Source organism: Paenibacillus lentimorbus NRRL B-30488 (genome assembly GCF_000411595.1).
GTDB lineage: Bacteria > Bacillota > Bacilli > Bacillales > Bacillaceae > Bacillus > Bacillus velezensis.
The window spans coordinates 15,928-36,939 of sequence record NZ_ANAT01000040.1 but is presented as its reverse complement, the minus strand read 5'-3'; the positions used below and the strand labels follow the sequence as shown (position 1 = coordinate 36,939).

At 46.8% G+C, this 21,012-nt stretch carries 18 protein-coding genes and 4 pseudogenes; 19 read left to right on the top strand and 3 right to left on the bottom strand.

The window, feature by feature from the left end:
- Positions 1-65 precede the first annotated feature (65 nt).
- From D368_RS17680 to D368_RS17595, 18 genes and pseudogenes are all read left to right on the top strand, one after another.
- Complete coding sequence (locus D368_RS17680) at positions 66-401, top strand: nucleotide pyrophosphohydrolase (RefSeq protein ID WP_003153495.1); 336 nt, start codon at positions 66-68, stop codon at positions 399-401.
- Positions 402-409: 8 nt separating this feature from the next.
- Positions 410-1,213, top strand: a complete 804-nt coding sequence (gene dapB / locus D368_RS17675) for a 4-hydroxy-tetrahydrodipicolinate reductase (protein ID WP_071391699.1) — start codon at positions 410-412, stop codon at positions 1,211-1,213.
- A 22-nt stretch (positions 1,214-1,235) separates the two neighbouring features.
- A complete protein-coding gene (gene mgsA / locus D368_RS17670; protein ID WP_003153499.1) occupies positions 1,236-1,649 on the top strand; it encodes a methylglyoxal synthase in 414 nt (137 codons plus the stop codon).
- Positions 1,642-2,355: a bacillithiol biosynthesis deacetylase BshB1 gene (gene bshB1 / locus D368_RS17665; protein ID WP_003153501.1), complete on the top strand. Its 714-nt coding sequence runs from the start codon at positions 1,642-1,644 to the stop codon at positions 2,353-2,355. Before mgsA ends, bshB1 begins: the two co-directional genes overlap by 8 nt.
- Entirely contained in the window at positions 2,352-3,485 is a 1,134-nt protein-coding gene (gene bshA / locus D368_RS17660; protein WP_020955989.1) for an N-acetyl-alpha-D-glucosaminyl L-malate synthase BshA, read from the top strand. Before bshB1 ends, bshA begins: the two co-directional genes overlap by 4 nt.
- Before the next feature lie 4 nt (positions 3,486-3,489).
- A complete protein-coding gene (locus D368_RS17655; protein WP_071391700.1) occupies positions 3,490-4,680 on the top strand; it encodes a CCA tRNA nucleotidyltransferase in 1,191 nt (396 codons plus the stop codon).
- Positions 4,665-5,642: a biotin--[acetyl-CoA-carboxylase] ligase gene (locus D368_RS17650; RefSeq protein ID WP_101562224.1), complete on the top strand. Its 978-nt coding sequence runs from the start codon at positions 4,665-4,667 to the stop codon at positions 5,640-5,642. Before D368_RS17655 ends, D368_RS17650 begins: the two co-directional genes overlap by 16 nt.
- Before the next feature lie 244 nt (positions 5,643-5,886).
- Positions 5,887-6,720 carry a 3-methyl-2-oxobutanoate hydroxymethyltransferase gene (panB, locus tag D368_RS17645; protein ID WP_101562223.1) on the top strand — a complete coding sequence of 278 codons (834 nt, stop codon included), beginning with the start codon at positions 5,887-5,889 and terminating at the stop codon, positions 6,718-6,720.
- Between the two features lie 3 nt (positions 6,721-6,723).
- The gene (gene panC, locus D368_RS17640; protein WP_058906142.1) at positions 6,724-7,584 is read left to right on the top strand and encodes a pantoate--beta-alanine ligase; all 861 of its coding nucleotides are present in this window, start codon (positions 6,724-6,726) and stop codon (positions 7,582-7,584) included.
- Position 7,585: 1 nt separating this feature from the next.
- Positions 7,586-7,969, top strand: a complete 384-nt coding sequence (panD, locus tag D368_RS17635; RefSeq protein ID WP_003153510.1) for an aspartate 1-decarboxylase — start codon at positions 7,586-7,588, stop codon at positions 7,967-7,969.
- 121 nt (positions 7,970-8,090) lie between these two features.
- Positions 8,091-10,876: pseudogene (dinG, locus tag D368_RS17630) on the top strand (ATP-dependent DNA helicase DinG).
- A gap of 147 nt (positions 10,877-11,023) precedes the next feature.
- The gene (locus tag D368_RS17625) at positions 11,024-11,194 is read left to right on the top strand and encodes a YpmA family protein (protein ID WP_003153512.1); all 171 of its coding nucleotides are present in this window, start codon (positions 11,024-11,026) and stop codon (positions 11,192-11,194) included.
- A 9-nt stretch (positions 11,195-11,203) separates the two neighbouring features.
- Positions 11,204-11,688 (top strand): annotated as a pseudogene (tseB, locus tag D368_RS17620) (cell wall elongation/penicillin-binding protein regulator TseB).
- 22 nt (positions 11,689-11,710) lie between these two features.
- Positions 11,711-12,892 (top strand): pyridoxal phosphate-dependent aminotransferase, encoded by a 1,182-nt coding sequence (locus tag D368_RS17615; RefSeq protein WP_128575022.1) that lies wholly within the window; start codon positions 11,711-11,713, stop codon positions 12,890-12,892.
- A 134-nt stretch (positions 12,893-13,026) separates the two neighbouring features.
- On the top strand, positions 13,027-14,319 hold the full coding sequence (gene asnS / locus D368_RS17610) for an asparagine--tRNA ligase (RefSeq protein ID WP_003153515.1): 1,293 nt from the start codon (positions 13,027-13,029) through the stop codon (positions 14,317-14,319).
- A gap of 94 nt (positions 14,320-14,413) precedes the next feature.
- Positions 14,414-15,112: a DNA replication protein DnaD gene (gene dnaD, locus D368_RS17605; RefSeq protein WP_003153516.1), complete on the top strand. Its 699-nt coding sequence runs from the start codon at positions 14,414-14,416 to the stop codon at positions 15,110-15,112.
- A gap of 18 nt (positions 15,113-15,130) precedes the next feature.
- Positions 15,131-15,790: an endonuclease III gene (nth, locus tag D368_RS17600; protein ID WP_003153517.1), complete on the top strand. Its 660-nt coding sequence runs from the start codon at positions 15,131-15,133 to the stop codon at positions 15,788-15,790.
- Entirely contained in the window at positions 15,787-16,278 is a 492-nt protein-coding gene (locus D368_RS17595) for a YpoC family protein (protein ID WP_128575021.1), read from the top strand. Before nth ends, D368_RS17595 begins: the two co-directional genes overlap by 4 nt.
- Positions 16,279-16,355: 77 nt before the next feature.
- Here the strand turns inward: D368_RS17595 and D368_RS17590 are convergent.
- Positions 16,356-19,138 (bottom strand): annotated as a pseudogene (locus D368_RS17590) (PBP1A family penicillin-binding protein).
- A 38-nt stretch (positions 19,139-19,176) separates the two neighbouring features.
- Positions 19,177-19,785: a Holliday junction resolvase RecU gene (recU, locus tag D368_RS17585; protein ID WP_003153521.1), complete on the bottom strand. Its 609-nt coding sequence runs from the start codon at positions 19,783-19,785 to the stop codon at positions 19,177-19,179.
- Between the two features lie 41 nt (positions 19,786-19,826).
- Here recU and D368_RS17580 point away from each other — a divergent pair.
- Positions 19,827-20,788: pseudogene (locus D368_RS17580) on the top strand (DUF2515 domain-containing protein).
- A gap of 43 nt (positions 20,789-20,831) precedes the next feature.
- Here D368_RS17580 and sspM read toward each other — a convergent pair.
- Positions 20,832-20,936 carry an acid-soluble spore protein SspM gene (gene sspM / locus D368_RS17575; RefSeq protein WP_003153525.1) on the bottom strand — a complete coding sequence of 35 codons (105 nt, stop codon included), beginning with the start codon at positions 20,934-20,936 and terminating at the stop codon, positions 20,832-20,834.
- Positions 20,937-21,012: the final 76 nt, after the last annotated feature.

Here is a 21,012-nt window from a genome sequence, read left to right as displayed (position 1 = left end):
TTTAACATTTGTCAAATGTACTTGAATTAGCTAACATGGAAGAGATGACAGGAGGTATTCGCACAGTGAGTGACAAAACGATGAAAGACTTACAAGCTGAGGTCGATGAATATATCGGCCAATTCAAAGAAGGCTATTTCAGCCCGCTTGCCATGATGGCCCGTCTCACGGAAGAACTGGGCGAACTTGCAAGAGAAGTCAACCATTATTATGGGGAAAAGCCGAAGAAAACGACGGAAAATGAGAAAAGCATGGAAGAGGAAATGGGCGATGTGCTGTTCGTCCTGATCTGCCTCGCCAACTCCCTTGATATTTCATTGGAGGAAGCTCATAACCGCGTCATGCATAAATTTAATACACGTGATAAAGACCGCTGGACTAGAAAAGAAGAAGGAAAGTAGGAGAAACCATGTCAAATGAAACCATTAAAGTCGTCATTGCCGGACCGAGAGGCAGAATGGGCCAGGAGGCCGTAAAACTTGCCGTCCGCACGCCTCATTTTGAGCTTGTCGGCGCCATTGACCATACATACGATCAGCAAACATTGCGGGAAGTGATGTCAGCTGATTCAGACGCACTTATTTATACGGATATCCGCGCATGTTTCCAAGAAACAAAACCGGATGTGCTGATCGATTTGACAACGCCTGAAATCGGCAAAAAACATACGAAAGCCGCTCTTGAACACGGCGTACGCCCCGTTGTGGGAACGACCGGATTTTCTGAAGCGGATTTAGAGGAGCTTCAAGGCTTGACTGAAGAAAAAGGAATCGGCGCTATCATCGCTCCGAATTTTGCATTGGGCGCGGTGCTGATGATGAAGTTCTCACAAATGGCCGCCAACTATTTTGAAGATGTAGAAATCATTGAGCTTCATCATGATCAAAAGCTGGATGCCCCGAGCGGAACGGCGCTGAAAACAGCGGAAATGATTTCAAGCGTCCGTACAGAAAAGCAGCAGGGCCATCCTGATGAAAAAGAAATTCTGCCGGGCGCCCGCGGTGCTGAATTAAACGGCATCCGCCTTCACAGCGTGCGTCTGCCGGGCCTTATCGCCCACCAGGAAGTCATGTTCGGCATGGACGGCCAGACGCTGAAACTGCGCCATGACTCCTATAACCGGGCTTCCTTTATGTCAGGAGTGAAGCTGTCAGTGGAGCAAGTGATGAAAATCGACCAGCTTGTATACGGACTCGAAAATATTATCGACTGAATCGGCAAGGGGGAGAACATCAATGAAAATTGCTTTGATTGCTCACGATAAAAAAAAGCAGGATATGGTTCAGTTTACGACCGCATATAAAGATATATTGAGCCATCATGAGTTATACGCGACGGGTACGACAGGCTTAAAAATCCAGGAAGCGACCGGATTGTCCGTTGAACGTTTTCAATCCGGCCCGCTCGGCGGAGATCAGCAAATCGGCGCATTGATTGCGGCAAACGCCCTGGATCTCGTCATTTTTCTGCGCGATCCGTTAACTGCGCAGCCTCACGAACCGGATGTCTCGGCGCTGATCCGGCTGTGTGACGTATACGCGATCCCGCTCGCCACAAATATGGGAACAGCGGAAATCCTCGTCCGGACGCTGGACGGCGGGGCATTTGATTTCCGCAATCTTGTGCGCGGAGGAGAGCCGAATGTCTGAACACGTTGATATCCTGGCGTTCGGCGCCCATAGTGATGATGTCGAGATCGGTATGGGCGGCACGATCGCAAAATTTACGGCTCAAGGGAAAACCGCGGTGATATGCGATTTGACCGAGGCCGAACTATCATCTAACGGAACGGTAGGGATAAGAAAAGAAGAAGCGGCAGAGGCGGCACGAATTCTCGGCGTAAAAGAGAGAATCCAGCTTACGCTTCCCGACCGCGGGCTTTTGAAAAGTGAGGACGGCATCCGCCGGATTGTCAGTGTCATCAGAGCCTGCCGGCCGAAAACCGTTTTCATGCCTTATCCGAAAGACCGCCATCCTGACCACGGCAATGCGGCGGCTTTGGTCGAAGAGGCGGTGTTCTCGGCGGGAATTCATAAATACAGAGATCATCAGGAACTGCCGGCTCATAAGGCTCAGCGCGTATACTATTATATGATCAACGGGTTTCACCGTCCGGACTTTGTAATCGACATAACGGAAACCATCGATCTGAAAAAAGAAAGCCTGCACGCCTATCAAAGCCAGTTTATTCCTACGGCGCAGTCAGTGAACACACCGCTGACCAACGGTTATATCGAAATGGTGGAAGCGCGGGAAAGACTGTATGGCAAAGAAGCCGGGACGGGGTATGCTGAAGGCTTCTTTTCAAAACAGCTTCCCGTTTTGAATGATGATGTTTTTGGGGGCGGACAATGAGACCATTAAAAATAGGGATTACATGCTACCCGAGTGTCGGAGGCTCGGGTATTATTGCGACGGAACTCGGCAAGCTGCTTGCGGAAAAAGGGCACCAGGTTCATTTCATCACATCAAGCATCCCGTTCAGATTAAATACATATCATCCGAATATTCATTTTCATGAGGTGGAAGTCAACCAATACGCGGTATTTAAATATCCGCCTTATGACCTTACGCTGGCGAGCAAAATCGCCGAGGTGGCCGCGAGGGAAAATCTTGATATCATTCACGCGCATTATGCGCTGCCGCATGCGGTATGCGCTTATCTCGCCAAGCAGATGCTCAAGCGTGACATCGGCATCGTGACGACGCTTCACGGTACGGACATCACCGTTTTAGGATATGATCCGTCATTAAAAGATTTAATCCGTTTTGCCATCGAAGCGTCCGACAGAGTGACGGCGGTATCAACCGCGCTTGCCGGAGAAACATATGACTTAATTAAGCCGGATAAAAAAATTGAGACCATCTACAACTTTATTGATGAACGTGTTTATCTTAAGAAAAATACAGAGAGTATAAAAGAGAAACATGGTATTTTGCCGGATGAAAAGGTCGTCATCCATGTTTCGAACTTCAGAAAAGTAAAACGTGTTAAAGATGTCATCCGCGTTTTCCGTAATATCGCAGCCAACACAAAGGCGAAGCTCCTGCTTGTCGGTGACGGGCCGGAAAAGTGCGTCGCTTGGCAGCTTGTCGAAAAATACGGACTGCAGGATCAAGTGCTGCTCCTCGGAAATCAGGACAGGGTGGAAGAGCTGTATTCCATCAGCGATCTTAAGCTTCTTCTGTCTGAAAAAGAAAGTTTCGGACTCGTCCTCCTTGAGGCGATGGCCTGCGGCGTGCCGTGCATCGGAACAAATATCGGCGGCATCCCCGAAGTGATTAAAGATCAAGTAAGCGGTTTTCTGGTGGAAGTCGGCGATATTCAGGCGGCATCTGAAAAAGCGCTTGCTGTTTTAGAAGATAAACAGCTCAGCAAACGATTGACTGATCATGCTCTGAAAATGGTGGAGACCGCCTTTTCTTCGCAAAGAATCGTCAGTCAGTATGAACGGATTTATGACGAATTGGCAGGACCGGAGTGATCTTATGGAACAGGAATTTGTCAAAGCCCTCCCCATCCTTCATCATCTGATGAAGGCGGGCCATCAGGCGTACTTTGTCGGGGGAGCCGTCAGAGACAGCTATATGAAACGAAAAATAGGTGATGTGGACATCGCAACCAGCGCTTTGCCGAATGAGGTGGAGCGCCTCTTTAAGCGGACTGTCGATGTAGGAAAAGAGCACGGCACCGTCATCGTCCTGTGGGAAGATGAAACCTATGAAGTCACCACTTTTCGTGCCGAATCAGAATATAAGGACTACCGGCGCCCTGAAGCTGTGCGGTTCATTACTTCTTTATCAGAAGACTTAAAGCGGAGAGACTTAACGATTAATGCGATGGCGATGTCTGCCGAAGGAGAGCTGCTTGATTATTTCGGAGGCGCACATGATATCGGACAAAAGCTGATCCGTACGGTGGGTAACCCTGAAGACCGTTTTCGGGAAGACGCTCTGCGGATGATGAGAGCCGTCCGCTTTATGAGTCAGCTCGGCTTTCTTTTAGAAAAAGATACAAGAGAGGCCGTCATAAAAGACAGGGAGCTTATGGCACATGTATCAGTAGAACGAAAGACCGTCGAGTTTGAAAAGCTGATGCAGGGCGCTTTCTCACAAGAAGCGATTCGAACGATGGTGCAGACAGGTCTGATACAAGAGCTGCCCGGCCTTTCCGGTTATGAGCAGCAAATGCTTGAAGCAAGCGGCTTTCCGTTTTCTTCTTTAGATGCACGCGAAGAACACTGGGCAGCGCTGTTATTGTTTCTTGGTCTTTGTCCGAAAAGTGCCGAGGCGTTTTTAAAACAATGGAAACTGCCGGGAAAAGTCATAAAAAAAGCGGTGCAGATCATAAGCGTTTATCCGGCGCAGCTGGAAGCAGAAGCGATGTACCGGGCGGGAGAGGCGCTGTTTTCAGCCGTTAAAATCGAGATGCTGAAAAAGCATAGGACGATTGATGAACAAAAGCTGAAAGAAGTTCAGAGCCTGTATGAGCAGCTGCCGATCAAAAGCCTTCGAGACCTCGACATTTCAGGCGCTGATCTGATGGAGCTCAGAAACCGCCGCGCGGGTAAATGGGTGGCCGAAGAACTTCGCCGGATTGAAGAAGCGGTATTGGCAGGGAAGCTCCCTAACCGAAAACATGACATAAAGGAGTGGCTCGCATCATGGGATCAACATTAAGAACCCGATTAATTGATTTATTTTCTGAGGCGGGTGACGGCTTTATCTCCGGGCAGAAAATAAGTGACGCGCTCGGCTGCTCGAGAACCGCCGTTTGGAAACATATAGAGGAGCTCCGCAAAGAGGGCTATGAGGTTGAGGCGGTCAGACGAAAAGGGTACAGGCTCATTAAAAAACCGGGGAAACTCAGTGAATCCGAAATCCGTTTCGGGCTGAAAACAGAGGTTTTGGGCAAACAGCTTCATTACCGGGACGTCCTGCCGTCCACCCAAAAAACCGCTCATGAACTTGCCAATGACGGCGCGCCGGAAGGGACGCTCGTAGTCGCCGATAAACAAACGGCAGGCAGAGGAAGAATGGCCAGAGTATGGCATTCACAGGAGGAAAATGGGATTTGGATGAGCCTCATTCTGAGACCCGACGTTCCTTTGCAAAAAACGCCGCAGCTCACCCTGTTATCCGCCGTTGCGGTCGTACAGGCCATCGAGGCTTTTACAGGTGTACAGGCCGCCATTAAATGGCCGAATGATTTAATGATTCACGGCAAAAAAGCCGTCGGGATTTTAACTGAGCTGCAGGCGGAAGAAGACCGTGTCCGTTCGGTTATTCTCGGGATCGGCATCAACGTGAACCAGCAGGAAACCGATTTTCCCGGCGAGCTTCAGGACATTGCGACGAGCCTGAGCATGGAAGCCGGCGAAAAAATTGACAGAGCGGGTCTGATACAAGAGATTCTGCTGACTTTTGAAAAACGCTATCAGGATTACTTGAACCACGGCTTTACACCGATCAAGCTGCTATGGGAAAGCTATGCGGTCGGACTGGGGAACGAGCTCAGAGCGAGAACGCTGCAAGGAACGTTTTACGGGAAATCGCTCGGCATTGATGATGAGGGAGTTCTTCTTTTGGAAACGAGAGACGGTATAAAGAAGATCTATTCTGCCGATATTGAGCTCAATTAATCTTAGTTGGTACAAGCCTCGTGAATTTGGTATACTTCCTATGGGCAGTATCATAATGAACTGCACCTGATCAGCAGAACAGAGATTACGAAAAGTCTGCCTTGATCCAAAAAAGGACTGGGACAGAGGGATGACATTCGCCGAACGTTAAACAAGTGGGAATCCTTCTTATTTTACAGAAGGCTTTTTTGCTTGCGAAGAATTGGCGGCTCATCTCCTCACCGTTTAGAGGAGGAGAAACAGAATGAAAACAAAACTGGATTTCATGAAAATGAAGGAAAACGGAGAGCCGATCGTGATGCTGACCGCTTACGATTATCCGCAGGCAAAGCTTGCGGAACAGGCGGGAGTCGACATGATTTTAGTCGGGGATTCGCTCGGAATGGTCGTGCTCGGACTCGATTCAACCGTCGGCGTAACGGTCAGTGACATGATTCACCATACAAAAGCGGTAAAACGCGGTGCGAAAAATACGTTTATCGTAACTGACATGCCGTTTATGTCTTACCACCTTTCAAAAGAGGATACATTGAAAAACGCCGCGGCCATTATTCAGGAAAGCGGCGCGGACGCGTTAAAGCTGGAAGGCGGAGACGGCGTTTTCGAATCCATCCGCGCGCTGACTCTCGGCGGAATTCCCGTCGTCAGCCATTTAGGCCTCACACCGCAGTCTGTCGGCGTATTAGGCGGATATAAAGTGCAGGGAAAAGATGAGCAAAGCGCGAAAAAGCTCATTGAAGACAGCATCAAATGCGAGCAGGCGGGAGCGATGATGCTCGTGCTTGAATGTGTGCCTGCTGAACTGACTGCTAAAATAATAGAAGAAGTATCCATTCCCGTCATCGGAATCGGAGCCGGTTCAAAAGCGGACGGCCAAGTCCTTGTCTATCATGACATCGTCGGCCACGGCGTGGACAGAACACCGAAGTTCGTGAAGCAATACGCCAAAATCGACGGCACGATTGAGTCGGCCCTCAGCGATTATGTCCGTGATGTGAAAGAACGGGTTTTCCCGGAAGAAAAGCATTCCTTTCAGATAAACCAAACTGTGCTGCAAGGCTTGTACGGAGGAAAGTAAGCGATGAAACAACTGACAGAAACTCAACAGCTGAAAGAATTAATTGCACAATACCGCTCAGAAGGCCGGACGATCGGATTCGTCCCGACAATGGGTTTTCTTCATGAAGGACACCTGACGCTGGTTGAAAAAGCAAACAAAGAAAACGATATTGTCGTGATGAGCATCTTTGTCAATCCGACTCAATTCGGACCGGGCGAGGATTACGAAGCATATCCGCGAGATTTAAAGCGCGATGCCCGGCTTGCAGAACAGGCGGGAGCAGATGTTTTGTTTACGCCGTCTCCAAGTGACATGTATAAAGGCGAGCAAAATGTTGCCGTGCAAGTGAAAAGGAGAACTGACGTGTTGTGCGGCGCCTCCCGCGTCGGCCATTTTGACGGAGTGGCCACTGTGCTGACGAAGTTTTTCAATCTCGTTAAACCGACCCGCGCCTACTTCGGCCTGAAAGATGCCCAGCAGGCAGCGGTTGTGGACGGATTGATTGAGGATTTCTTTATGGATATCGAATTGGTTGCAGTGGACACGGTCAGAGAAGAAGACGGACTTGCCAAAAGCTCTCGCAACGTCTATCTGACTGAGCAGGAACGCAAAGAAGCGCCGATGATCTATAAAGCATTGCAGCAAGGTGCCGAACTGATCAGAGACGGTGAAAGAAATCCGGAAACCGTTATAAAAACCGTCACCGGTATCATCGAAAACACAAGCGGCGTCATTGATTATGCCGAACTGTACGCTTATCCGGAGCTGACTCCGCTTAAAACATTAAACGGCAAGGTCATTCTGGCCTGCGCCGTCCAATTTTCTAAAGCCAGACTGATTGATAATATCATTATTGATATTGATGAATGGGAGAGATCATAATATGTACCGCACTATGATGGCCGGAAAACTGCACCGCGCTACCGTGACGGAAGCCAATTTAAACTATGTCGGCAGCATAACGATTGATGAAGATCTTTTAGATGCCGTCGGAATGCTCGCTAATGAAAAAGTTCAGATTGTGAATAATAACAACGGAGCGAGACTTGAAACGTATATTATTCCCGGTAAGCGGGGGAGCGGCGTCATCTGTTTAAACGGAGCTGCCGCCCGTCTCGTCCAAGAAGGAGATAAAGTCATTATTATTTCTTATCAAATGATGTCTGATCAGGAAGCAAAAAGCCATCAGCCGAAGGTGGCCGTTCTGGATGATCAGAATAAAATCGAGCAGATGCTGGGCCAGGAGCCGGCACACACGATTTTGTAAAAGAGCCCCCTTCATGGGGGTTTTCTTTTAAGATTTAGGGGCAAAAGCTGTTTTTCCGCTCCATTTCTCAACAAAACGTGTTACACTTTTCTCGTATGCAAGAATTGAGGTGTCCATTTTAATGAACAAACAACGGTTCGTTGTCATAGATGTCGAAACAACAGGAAATTCGCCGAAAAAGGGCGATAAAATCATTCAAATCGCAGCGGTTGTCATTGAAAATGGACAAATAACTGAGCGGTTTTCAAAATATATCAATCCGAATCAGGCCATCCCGCCGTTTATTGAACAGCTGACCGGAATTTCGTCCGGAATGGTTGAAAATGAACTGCCGTTTGAAGCGGTCGCAGAGGAGATTTTTCATCTGCTTGACGGCGCGTATTTTGTTGCCCACAATATTCATTTCGACCTCGGATTTGTCCGGCATGAACTGAGCGAAGCGGGCTATGAGCTGCCGGATTGTGAAGTGCTTGATACGGTTGAGCTTTCGCGTATTGTTTTCCCGGGGTTTGAAGGATATAAGCTCGGTGAGTTGTGCGCAGAGCTGAATATTGTTCATGACCGCCCTCACCGCGCAGACAGCGATGCGGAGGTTACGGGCCTGGTCTTTTTAGACATTTTACATAAACTGAAACATTTGCCTTTACCGACGTTAAAGCAGCTTAGAAGGCTTTCACAGCATTTTATCAGCGATTTGACGCTGCTTTTGGATTCCTTTATACATGAAAACAGGCCGGCGGAAGAAAAGAGCTGCATTCCCTACGCCTCTTTTTCAATTAAAGAGCCCGATCACATTCCGGTTTCCCGTCCGGTGAATGCGGCCATTGACCTTGAAAAGTGGAACGAAGAAAAAGAACAGATCTTGTCCGGCATCATCCCCCGCTATGAAAAGCGGAAAGGACAGCTTTCGATGATGGATGAAGTGCTTGGCGCCTTCCGCAATCGGGAGCATGCGCTGATTGAAGCGGCACCCGGCATCGGAAAAACGATCGGTTATCTCGTTCCGGCTGTTTTATTTGCCAAAGCGGAACAAACTCCCGTCATTATCAGCACGTACTCTACTCTTTTGCAGCAGCAGATCATGTCTAAAGATCTTCCGCTTTTGGAGCGTATGTTTCCTTGGCCGGTCAAAGCCGCTATTTTAAAAGGGAAATCACATTATCTGTGCCTGCCGAAGTTTGAACATATTCTGCATGAGGAAGATGACAACTATGATGCCGTTTTGACGAAAGCGCAGCTTCTCGTCTGGCTGACGGAGACTGAAACGGGCGACGCCGCTGAGCTGAATCTTCCATCAGGCGGCAGATTGCTGTGGGAGCGCATGGCTTACGATGAGAATTCTTTTATGAAAAAAGGGAAGGACTCGGCTGCCGGGTTTTATGAACGGGCTAAAGAAAAAGCGCAGGCCGCAGATCTGATTATCACAAACCATGCTTTGCTGTTTTCAGATCAAAGCAGTGAAACGAAAAACTGCCTGCAAGCGGAACGGTCATCATTGATGAAGCGCATCATTTCGAACGCGCCGCCAGCGAGCACCTGGGGAAGAGAGCTTCATACATCGGACTGCACACAAAGCTCAGCCGAATCGGGACCTTAAAGGAACACGGACTGTTAAAGCGGATGAGAAAACTGTTTTATACGTATGAACTGCCGGCGGAAAGTTTTTTTGACGCCGATGAGTGGATGAAGCATATTCAATCGGAAAGCGACGCATTTTTCAGTTCAGTGCATTCTTTTGTCAAACGAAGAAAACCTAAAGACGATCTGAACCGTCTCGTCTATAGTCTCAATCATAAAAGCCAGGATAAAGGGTTTCACATGATAACGGACGGAGCGGAGCGGCTTTGTGCGATGCTGGATCAGCTGCTTGACATGTTTTCCGTACAGGAGAAACTGTTACATCAAAAGCTTGATCAGATGAAAAGCGGAGCGGCTTTTTTAGCGGGCGAATATGTAAAGTGTATCTGGGGGCTGAAAGAATATCGCGATACGTTCAGCAGGCTGCTGTTTGAAAATGATGAGAAAGAAGCCGTTTGGGTTGAAATTGATGCGAAGGGCGCAAAAAATGCCGTCAGCATCTATGCGCAGCCTTTGGAGCCCGGTGAAATGCTGGCAGACCAGTTTTTTGCCCGCAAAAAAAGCGTTGTGCTCACATCAGCGACCTTAATGGTGGAGCAGTCTTTTCAATATATGATTGAAAGGCTCGGACTTGCGGATTTTTATCCGCGCACCAAAAGCATCCCGTCTCCTTTTTCTTACGATGATCAGATGAACGTCATCATTCCGAAAGAGATGAAATCCGTTAAATATGACGGGGAGCGGGAAGTCATTGAGCATATTGCCAAGTATGCAGAAATCATGTCAAAGGGAAAACAGCCGAAGATCCTTGTCCTGTTTACCTCTCATGATATGCTGAAAAAAGTGTATCAGGAACTGAAACTCAGTATGGAGATCTCAGGCATTCAGCTTCTCGCCCAAGGTATTTCAGGCGGGAGTCCCGGTAAATTAATGAAAACCTTTAAAACGGCAAGCCGGGCGATTTTGCTCGGGACAAATCATTTCTGGGAAGGTGTTGATTTTCCGGGGGATGAATTGTCAACCGTCATGATCGCAAGACTTCCTTTCAGGGCGCCTGATAATCCGCTTCACGCCGCAAAATGCGAATTTGCCAAGAAGCAGGGGAAAAATCCGTTTCAGACGATTTCCCTGCCTGAGGCCGTGTTAACGTTCAGACAGGGGATCGGGCGCCTGCTCCGTACGGCGGGAGACAAGGGAACGATCGTTCTTTTAGATCAGCGTGTAAAGACGGCGGGATACGGACGGCTGTTTCTTGAAGCGCTCCCGACTTCATCCCTTTTGGAGCTGACGGATGCCGAACTCGGGGCTTATGTCAGCCAAACGGAATAAAAGCCGCATAAACGCGGCTTTCGTGGTGTGGGATGAGGAATTGTTTTTATAGTAAAAGCGGGTTCATGCCGCCTTGTGATTTTATTATGCCGCGGGCGCATCCCGTTATGACTAACAAAATTTGTTCGACCGATGGAGGGTATAAAAATGGAAAGCAAAATTGAAATTCTGTCAACGATTAATGTGGAGCATTCAGATGATTTATATAAAATCGTCGATACATTAAACCGGACTTTGAAACGGGACAACCTGATGTTCGGCCTTGCGCTCGACGAAGAAAATCAAAATGAAGCGGTCTTCACCATTTATCGCACATAGGTGAAAAAGATGAGAAAAAAAGCGTTAATATTTACAGCCGTATTTGGTATTATTTTTTTAGCAGTTCTTTTATTTTCGGCCAGCATTTTTAAATCTGCAATGGCTCAAAAAGAAGAAGGCCACGAAACAGCTGCCGCAGCCGCTAAAGAAAAACGAATCTGACAGATGCTGAGAAAGTGGAGACCTTTGTCGGCAAACAGAAATATTATGTTGTTACCGGAACGGATAAACATGGAAAAGATATGTATGTATGGGTTCCGGCCGACAAAAAAGCAAAAATTCTCTCAAAAAAAGCCAGTGACGGCATTTCAAGCGGCAAGGCTGCCAAGATCGTTCGGGACGAAGGGCTTGTTTCCAAGCTGAATGGCGTTCACCCGGCGAGAGAAAACAATGTTCCGTTATGGGAAGTGACCTATATCAACAAAAGCGGGCAGTATAGCTTTAGCTATGTGGACTTTACAAGCGGCAAGATTCTCAAAAACATCACACCGTGAGACGTATTAGGGGGAGTTCAAGTTGAAATTGGCAAAAAGAGTATCCGCATTAACACCGTCTGCAACACTTGCAATTACTGCAAAAGCGAAAGAGCTGAAAGCAGAAGGCCATGATGTCATCGGCCTCGGAGCAGGAGAACCGGATTTTAATACGCCTCAGCACATTATAGATGCCGCGGTGCGTTCCATGAATGAAGGCCACACAAAATATACGCCTTCAGGCGGTCTGCCGGCCTTGAAAGACAGTATCGCAAAAAAATTCAAAAACGATCAGGGGATTGAATATAAGCCGTCAGAAATCATTGTCTGCACCGGAGCGAAACACGCTCTGTATACATTATTTCAGGTCATTCTCGATGAAGGGGATGAAGTGATTATACCGACTCCTTACTGGGTCAGCTATCCTGAGCAGGTGAAACTGGCAGGGGGGCGTCCCGTCTATGCAGAAGGGCTGGAATCCAATCAGTTTAAAATTTCACCGGAGCAGCTGAAGCAGGCTATCACCGAGAAAACAAAAGCGCTCATTATCAATTCACCGAGCAACCCGACAGGTGTTATGTATACGAAAGAAGAGCTTGCGGAACTCGGAAAAGTGTGTCTGGAGCATGGCATTCTGATCGTTTCTGACGAGATTTATGAGAAGCTTACATACGGAGGAAAAAAACACGTCTCAATCGCACAGCTTTCAAGTGAATTGAAAGAGCAGACGATCATCATTAACGGCGTTTCGAAATCTCACAGCATGACGGGCTGGAGGATCGGCTATACAGCGGGTTCGGAGACGATTATTAAAGCGATGACGAGCCTTGCAAGCCACAGCACATCAAATCCGACGTCCATCGCTCAATACGGCGCCATTGCGGCCTATAACGGGCCGGCTGAGCCGCTGGAAGAGATGAGACAGGCATTTGAGCACAGACTGAATACCATTTACGCTCAGATCAGTGAGATTCCCGGATTCACCTGTGTCAAACCTGAAGGAGCGTTTTACTTGTTCCCTAACGCCAAAGCGGCCGCAGAAAACTGCGGATTCAAAGATGTCGATGAATACGTCAAGGCGCTTCTGGAAGAAGAAAAAGTCGCCATCGTGCCGGGCTCGGGTTTCGGTTCACCGGACAACGTCCGCTTATCTTACGCAACGTCACTCGATCTTTTAGAAGAAGCGGTCAAGAGAATCCGCCGCTTTACGGAAAAACACAGCTGATTCTGAAAAAGCGGCTTTTAAAGCCGCTTTTCACTTGCATTGACCCCGTTAGAGTAGAACGGGTATAATAAAGTGATGAAAAAAGAGATTCAGGCAGATTCCTGAATGTCTTTCTTGTTCTGGAGGGAAAGAGTTTGAAAACAACAATCAACCAAGTGTATAAACACACAGGCGAGGAAGTAACGATTGGAGCTTGGGTCGCTAATAAACGCTCAAGCGGTAAAATCGCATTTTTACAGCTGAGAGACGGTACCGGCTTCATTCAGGGAGTTGTCGTCAAAGCTGAAGTAGAAGAAGACATCTTCCAAATTGCGAAATCAGTGACGCAGGAAACGTCACTTTATGTAAAAGGAATTGTGAAAGAGGACGAGCGTTCACCGCTTGGCTATGAGCTTGCTGTTACATCCATTGAAGTCATTCACGAAGCGACTGATTATCCGATTACGCCTAAAGAACACGGTACGGAATTCTTAATGGATCACAGACATTTATGGCTCCGTTCGAAACGCCAGCATGCAATTATGAAAATCCGCAACGAAATCATCCGTGCGACTTATGAATTTTTCAACAAAGAAGGCTTCGTGAAAGTTGATCCGCCGATTTTGACGGGAAGCGCTCCCGAAGGCACGACTGAGCTGTTCGCGACGAAATATTTTGATGAAGACGCCTTCTTGTCTCAAAGCGGCCAGCTGTATATGGAAGCAGCTGCAATGGCGCTCGGAAAAGTATTCTCTTTCGGACCGACGTTCAGAGCGGAAAAATCGAAAACGAAACGCCATCTCATCGAATTCTGGATGATTGAGCCTGAAATGGCATTTGTTGAATTTGAAGAAAACCTTGAAGTTCAGGAGAATTATGTTGCATACATCGTACAAAGTGTGCTGGAACATTGTAAGATCGAGCTGAACACATTGGGAAGAGACACATCGAAGCTTGAACAAATCAAAGCGCCATTCCCGCGCATTACGTACGATAAAGCGATCGAATTCCTGAAAGAAAAAGGCTTTGACGATATTGAGTGGGGAGATGACTTCGGTGCGCCGCATGAAACAGCGATCGCAGAAAGCTATGACAAACCGGTGTTTATCACTCATTACCCGACGTCATTAAAACCGTTCTATATGCAGCCTGCCAAAGATCGTGACGATGTCGTGTTATGTGCCGACTTAATCGCTCCGGAAGGCTACGGGGAAATCATCGGCGGTTCAGAACGCGTTCATGATATGGATTTATTGGAAGAAAGATTAAAAGAACACGGTCTGGATTCAGATGCTTACAAATGGTATGCTGAACTCAGACAATACGGTTCTGTTCCGCACTCCGGCTTCGGCCTCGGACTTGAGCGGACAGTGGCTTGGATCAGCGGAGCGCCTCACGTGCGTGAAACGATTCCGTTCCCGAGACTTCTGAACCGTCTGTATCCGTAATAGTTATGAAAAACGAAGTCTCCTGCAAGGGAGACTTTTTCTAAGTAAAGGGGAAAGCTCCCGGAGATAACCTTTTACAGTAAGAGGTGTAAGGATGAAAAAACAGCAATTTATAGATATGCAGGAACTCGGCATTTCAAGCATTCCCAACCTGCTGCTGACACATTACCGGCAGCTCGGGCTGAATGAAACCGAATTGATCCTGCTTTTGAAGATTAAAATGCATTTGGAAAAGGGCTCTTATTTTCCGACGCCGTTTGAACTTCAATCAGGTATGTCCATCTCTGCTGAAGAATGTACAAGCTGCCTGAGAATGTTTATTCAAAAAGGTTTTCTGTTTATTGAAGAATGTGAAGACCATAACGGCATAAAGTTTGAAAAATATTCTCTGCAACCGTTATGGGCGAAGCTGTATGATTACATGCAGCATTCTCAAAATGAAACGCAGGAAAGAACGTCAGAAAGAGAACAAAAAAGCCTGTATACCATCTTTGAAGAAGAGTTCGGAAGACCGCTGTCGCCGCTTGAATGCGAGACGCTGGCCATATGGCAGGATCAGGATCAGCATGATGCGATTCTGATTAAACACGCCTTAAAAGAAGCCGTTTTATCGGGGAAACTCAGTTTTCGCTATATTGACCGGATTTTATTTGAATGGAAAAAGAACGGCTTCAAAACGGTTGAGCAGGCGAAGGCGCACAGCCAAAAATTCCGGCGTGTTCAAACGAAACAAAATGATCCGCAAAAAGAGTATACGAGGCAGGTGCCTTTTTACAATTGGCTGGAACAATAACATGAGAAGGGGAGAAACGTGTTAAATTTAAAGCAGATTGAATATTGTCTTGAAAAAATCGGCGATATGTTTCCGCACGCAGAATGTGAACTTGTCCATTCAAATCCTTTCGAATTGGTTGTGGCAGTCGCATTATCCGCGCAATGTACGGACGCTCTCGTCAACAGAGTGACAAAAACGCTATTTCAAAAATATAAACGGCCCGAAGATTATCTTGCCGTATCGCTGGAAGAACTCCAGCAGGATATTAAATCAATCGGTCTGTACCGTAATAAAGCCAAAAATATTCAAAAGCTGAGCAAAATGATCATCGAAGAGTACGGCGGAGAAGTGCCGAAAGACCGGGATGAGCTTGTGAAGCTGCCGGGTGTCGGACGGAAAACGGCAAATGTGGTCGTGTCTGTTGCTTTCGGCGTACCTGCGATCGCAGTAGACACTCATGTGGAGCGGGTCTCTAAACGGCTCGGTATCTGCCGGTGGAAGGACTCTGTTTTGGAAGTAGAGAAAACATTAATGAAAAAAGTGCCGAAAGAGGATTGGTCTGTTACGCATCACAGGTTAATATTTTTCGGCCGGTATCATTGTAAAGCGCAATCTCCCCGCTGTGCGGAATGTCCTTTGCTTCCGCTATGCAGAGAAGGGCAGAAGCGTGACAAAAAAGGGCTGGTGAAACGGTGACGGCGATTGACATTCTGGCAGACTATGAAACATACCTGCGCAGCCTTACGGACTTGGAAAGCCTCGAGATCAAAGCGGCGCTGCGCCGACATCCGCTGTATATGGATTTCAGCGGTCAGCCAACAGTGCAGCCATGGAGGGAAAGGGGCGAATATGTCCCGTTTCTGTTTCAGATTTGGAATGAAACGAAAGAAACGCTGCTTCCCGTTTTTCAAACAAGAAAATCGAGATGTGATCAAAATGACATGCTGAAGGGAATAGCCTGTCTGATTGCCGCTTTTCATTGGACGGCAGGGGAGCGGGTCACATCACTCGACTGGACTGTGCTTGAAACAAAGCATTTTCCCGCCGAACCGATCAATTGGGCGGAGCGAATGGCGTTTATTTTAACAAAACCGACTCAATTTCACTCGTTTATTCAGCTGGATGAATTGATGACGGAGATGAAGAAGCAATATCATAAATATGAAGCCATGAACAAATGTTAAAAACCTCCTTTTCTTATAAGGAGGTTTTTTTGTATGAAAAAAATCCTTCACCTGTTTGGGGTGAAGGATTTCGTCCGCTAATGAGCGGGATTTGACTGGATGGTTGACGAATTGGACTGCCCGTTGATATTTGAAGATGAGTCTTGGTTTTTATCCGTTTGACCGCTGTCAGGTTTATTTGAGCCGTCTGAACCGGAATCGGAATCATTATCAGAGCCGTTATCTTGCTGTCCGTTGTTATCGGTCCCGTTGCCGGGCTGATTCTGATTGTTGTTATCTGTTTGATCCTTATCGGATTGATCCTGATTTTTATCCGGGTCATCAGTTGGTGTTTGATCCGATCCGTCAGACGTATCTGTCTGATTGTCATCTTTGTTTGAATCATCGGTTTGCGTCTTGTCCTTATCTTTATCTTCATCAGTCTTCTGTTCATCGTCAGTCGCTTTATCTTTATCCGCATCGTCTTCTTCATCTTTCGGGACTTTGAAAGATGCTGATGCCGTATCGCTTTTTCCGTCATCGTTTTCCGCTGTCACCTGGAAGCTGTATGTGGAGCCTGGCGTGACATCCGAGACGACGGCTTCTTTTGCCGAACTGTTTTGAATGTCACTGTAGCTTCCGCCGTCAACGGATTGTTTGACATTGAATGTTGCATCACCGTCATAATTCCAGCTTAAGGTTAATGATTTTTTATCTTTGTCGTATTTCACTTGCAATCCTGTCGGTTTATCGGCTTTTTCTTTCTTGTACGTTTTAGAAACGGCAGTTGGCTGCGTTCCTTTCACGAAGTACTCCGTCACTTTTTTATCATCCGGCGTATTCGGTCCGGCTAAAGCGGCAGGATTCGAGCCTTTCTCAACTGTTTCTTTTACGACGCTGTCAGGCTGCTTGAAGCTTCCTTTACCGTCATCAACGTATGAGATCAGCTTTTGGAAAATCCGTTTTGCGACTTGCTGGTCTGCAGAAGACAGTGATTTCTTGCCTGCTTTGTTGCCAGACTCAACTCCGGTCCAAACCGCCGCAGTATATTGAGGGGTGTATCCGACAAACCAGGAGTCCGGAACTCCGCCTGGAGCAATATTATATTTTTGAATGTCCTCTTTAGTAAAGTTAGTCGTACCCGTTTTACCGGCGACTTCCACGTTCGGTACTTGAGCCAGTCTGCCTGTTCCTGACTGCACGACTGTTTTGAGCATATCGGTAATCATGAATGCCGTGTAATCGCTCATAGCACTTTTCGGTTTCGGTGTTAAATCAAGCTTAGTGCCGTCATTAAATTCAATCGATGTGACCGCATGCGGTTCATTGTACGTTCCGTTATTTCCGAAAGCGCTGTAGGCGCCTGCCATGGTCATAGTAGATACACCGCGATTTTCATCCCCAAAACCGCCGATAGAATAGGGCTCATATACTTGATCTTTGTTTAAACCTAATCCCAGGTCGTTTGCAAAGTCCACGGCATTATCCTTTCCAACTGCTTGGAATGCTTTTAAAGCAGGGATATTACGTGAGTCTGCGAGGGCCTCTCGCATTGATATCTGGCCTCTGTATCTATTGTCATAATCATGGATCGGTGTGCCGTTAGAGTACGTATATGCAGAATCGTCAATCTGCTCATACGTCGACCATTTTTATTTTCAATGACCGGGCCGTAATCAAGAATCGGTTTTATCGTTGAACCGGGCTGGGTTTTACCTTGTGTTGCATAATTGAATCCCCCGGTAGTTCTGTTCCGTCCTGCTCCGATGGCGCGGATTTCTCCGTTTGTCGTATCAAGGAGCGTGACGCCGCCCTGCATGCCTTCGGTAAAGCCGGCTGTGTCGCCGTTCATCAATTGATCAAGATAATCTTGTGCTTTCGTATCAAGAGTCGTATAAATTTTCAGTCCGTCAGTTGAAATATCGACGTCTTTCTTTTCTTTTGTCTCAATTTCTTTCATAACTTCTTCGACAAAAGCGCTGTATTTATTTGTATCCTTTTTATCGTATTCCTTTTGGCTGACGACGCCTTCATCTTTCATGGACACTTTCTTCGCTTTTTGGTATTCAGCATTTGAAATGAATCCTTGTTTTTCCATTAAGCTGAGAACGATGTTTCGGCGTTTTTCGGAAGCCTTCGGGTTTTTAACCGGGTTATATCCGGTCGGGCTTTGCGGCATTCCGGCAAGCGTTGCCGCCTGTTCAACCGTAAGCTTGCTTAAGTCTTTTACGCCGAAGAATTCTTCAGCCGCTTTTCCGACGCCGTAGGCGCGCGGTGAGAAATAAATTCTGTTTAAATACATTTCTAAGATTTCATTTTTAGAATAATGGCGCTCCAGCTGCAGGGAAAGCCACACTTCCTGTGCTTTCCGTTTAATCGTTTTCTGATGGGTTAAAAGCGAGTTTTTCACAACCTGCTGGGTGATTGTGCTTCCTCCCTCTGAACCGAACCCATCCGTAAAGTTGGCGACCAAAGCGCCTCCGATCCGAATCGGGTCTATACCGTGGTGCTTATAAAAACGGGCGTCTTCAGTTGCGATAAATGCTTCTTTCACAACATCGGGTATATCCTTAATCGGGACGTAGGTTCGTTTTTCACCGCCTACTTCCGCGATTTCTTTTCCGTTTTTATCGTAAATCGTTGAAGAGTAAGGCGTTTTCAGCTTGGCTTCATCCAAAGACGGCGCGCCGGAAACCAAAACGGCAAATGCCGCGGCTCCGCCGACTATGCCAAGGACAAACAGAATAACCAAGGACAGCACAATCTTTTTGAATAAACCGCCTTTACGCTGTTTCTTGCCTTTTTTCGGTGAAGAGGGCTTAGTGCTTTTCGTCTGCCTTGCCTTACGGCGTTCTTCACGGCTCGTAAATTGATCTGACATAACATCTCAACCTTTCGTTTATCAACCTTTCGCTCAGTCTACTGTTCCTGCGAAAAATAAAGCTGTTCAATAATACTAATATAATCAATTCTCGGTGAGTATCCAAGGGAAATCGGAAAGGAAGCATCTTCTAATTCGTCTTTGCGAATTGATTTTCTGCCGTTCTTCTCCTTTCTCTCCCAAAAGACAAACAGCTTGTCGGCTTCGAGGAAATAAACCTTTCCGAAAGCGGATATAATAACAAAACAAATGCCGTCTTGCCTGACCACCTGCTTCATATGCTCAATCTGATGATCATGAAAATTCTGCAGGGGAAATGCCGTTTTGTTTTTTGTTTCTTTTGCCTCGAAATCAATGTAGCGTCCTTTATAAATGCCGTTGTAGTCAGTTGTTGAAGACTGTTTAAAATAAGCTTCCTTAATGACTGCGGCGCTTCTTTTCGGATAGTGGACGTTTACAATCTGGACGGGTGTCGGCTTTTTGTGAATGACAGCAATTTGGTTAGCCAGATAATACTTATTCGTTTCATTCAGGTCGTCTTCGAGGGTCATGCCGCGATTACTGTATGAATGAGACCGTTTCTGGCTGTTTTGGGATGAAACCGTTTTGTTCGGCTGAAAAGTTTTTCCATTCGGGTACCGAATCACTTTTTCCATCCTCCTTATCAAACTAATAGTGACGGAAGTGAATGAACGTGCATAAACGACAGACCGTAACCGCCATTCTTCGCCTGATCGAAAAAGAGACGAAAATAAAAATGCCGATAATATTTCCCGGACGAATGCCTATAAAGCATATTATGACCGCCATCCAGAGATCAAGTGGCCGCTTTTGGCATCCTTTGTGTCCCGCAATGCGGGCTGGTCGATGACTGATTTAAGAGGCGTCCTTTATCAGGAGGGCCTTGACAGCAGTCAGAAAAACTGGTTTTTCCTTTCGTATGAAAGGGCGAATTGGCTGATTTTTTCTGATGCCTATCCTCAGCTTCTGGTCTACCAGTGGTCAAAACAAATCGGCGAACCTCTTTTCCGTCATCTTCCTCATTTCCGCGTCTCGGCTTTTATGCAGGAAGAATGGTTCCGCTTTTGGCGTGACGGAGATACGGAACGGCTCATGTATGCTCTTATTATAAATGAACAAAACACTATCCAAGCACCTATTATACAAAATCCTTCGTTTAAAAAGAATGTTTTTGGCACGATTCCTTTTTATTTAAGTGATTGGTTTCACTTTAATACGGTGATATTCCCTTCATTTGACGGACATTTATACGGAATTTCCGTCAAACGGTTTTCAAAAACCGAAGAGAGAATTACGCTCGGAAAACAGCTGGCCCGCCTTCTGTTCAGCCCTGATCTTCACGCTTCTTTTTACCGTTTTCTTAATACCGTTCCTCATACCGGTTCACGCTTTGATATGGAGAAAATGATCGGCATCAAAAAAAGAACATCACCCATGCTTAGGACAACCTATCCCATTGTTGCCCACTCATTAGACGGCGAAAGGGCGGATTGGTTTCAAAAAAGGTTAAGAAAAGGGGCTTTCTTACAGGAGAAAATGCCGAAACAGCTTGAACTGACGGACTGGTACTTCCAGAAAAGACGGGAGCTCCATGCGCTCTTCGCGGTTAAAGAGTGGCTGAAGAAATGAAAAAGCCCGAAACCGTTCGATGGGGTTTCGGGCTGCTGGTGTGTTACGTGGAAGGGCGGTTTGGGCCGCCTAATTTTTTATCAAGCGTATCAGTTGTTTTTGCTTCGGTTTTTTGCTGTTTACCTGCATTTTTCGGTCTCGTTTTCATACGGCACCTCCTCAACTGTATCGTTTGCATTAACGTGCCGGTTCATACAAAGTTTGCGGCACTTTTTTTGTCGAAA

Excerpts from the sequence above, each read along its gene's own strand:
- D368_RS17650 (WP_101562224.1), top strand. The coding sequence starts at position 4,665 with ATGGGATCAACATTAAGAACCCGATTAATTGATTTATTTTCTGAGGCG.
- panB (WP_101562223.1), top strand. The coding sequence starts at position 5,887 with ATGAAAACAAAACTGGATTTCATGAAAATGAAGGAAAACGGAGAGCCG.
- sspM (WP_003153525.1), bottom strand. The coding sequence starts at position 20,936 with ATGAAAACGAGACCGAAAAATGCAGGTAAACAGCAAAAAACCGAAGCA.
- dapB (WP_071391699.1), top strand. The coding sequence starts at position 410 with ATGTCAAATGAAACCATTAAAGTCGTCATTGCCGGACCGAGAGGCAGA.
- panC (WP_058906142.1), top strand. The coding sequence starts at position 6,724 with ATGAAACAACTGACAGAAACTCAACAGCTGAAAGAATTAATTGCACAA.
- bshB1 (WP_003153501.1), top strand. The coding sequence starts at position 1,642 with ATGTCTGAACACGTTGATATCCTGGCGTTCGGCGCCCATAGTGATGAT.
- D368_RS17625 (WP_003153512.1), top strand. The coding sequence starts at position 11,024 with ATGGAAAGCAAAATTGAAATTCTGTCAACGATTAATGTGGAGCATTCA.
- mgsA (WP_003153499.1), top strand. The coding sequence starts at position 1,236 with ATGAAAATTGCTTTGATTGCTCACGATAAAAAAAAGCAGGATATGGTT.
- panD (WP_003153510.1), top strand. The coding sequence starts at position 7,586 with ATGTACCGCACTATGATGGCCGGAAAACTGCACCGCGCTACCGTGACG.
- D368_RS17655 (WP_071391700.1), top strand. The coding sequence starts at position 3,490 with ATGGAACAGGAATTTGTCAAAGCCCTCCCCATCCTTCATCATCTGATG.
- dnaD (WP_003153516.1), top strand. The coding sequence starts at position 14,414 with ATGAAAAAACAGCAATTTATAGATATGCAGGAACTCGGCATTTCAAGC.
- bshA (WP_020955989.1), top strand. The coding sequence starts at position 2,352 with ATGAGACCATTAAAAATAGGGATTACATGCTACCCGAGTGTCGGAGGC.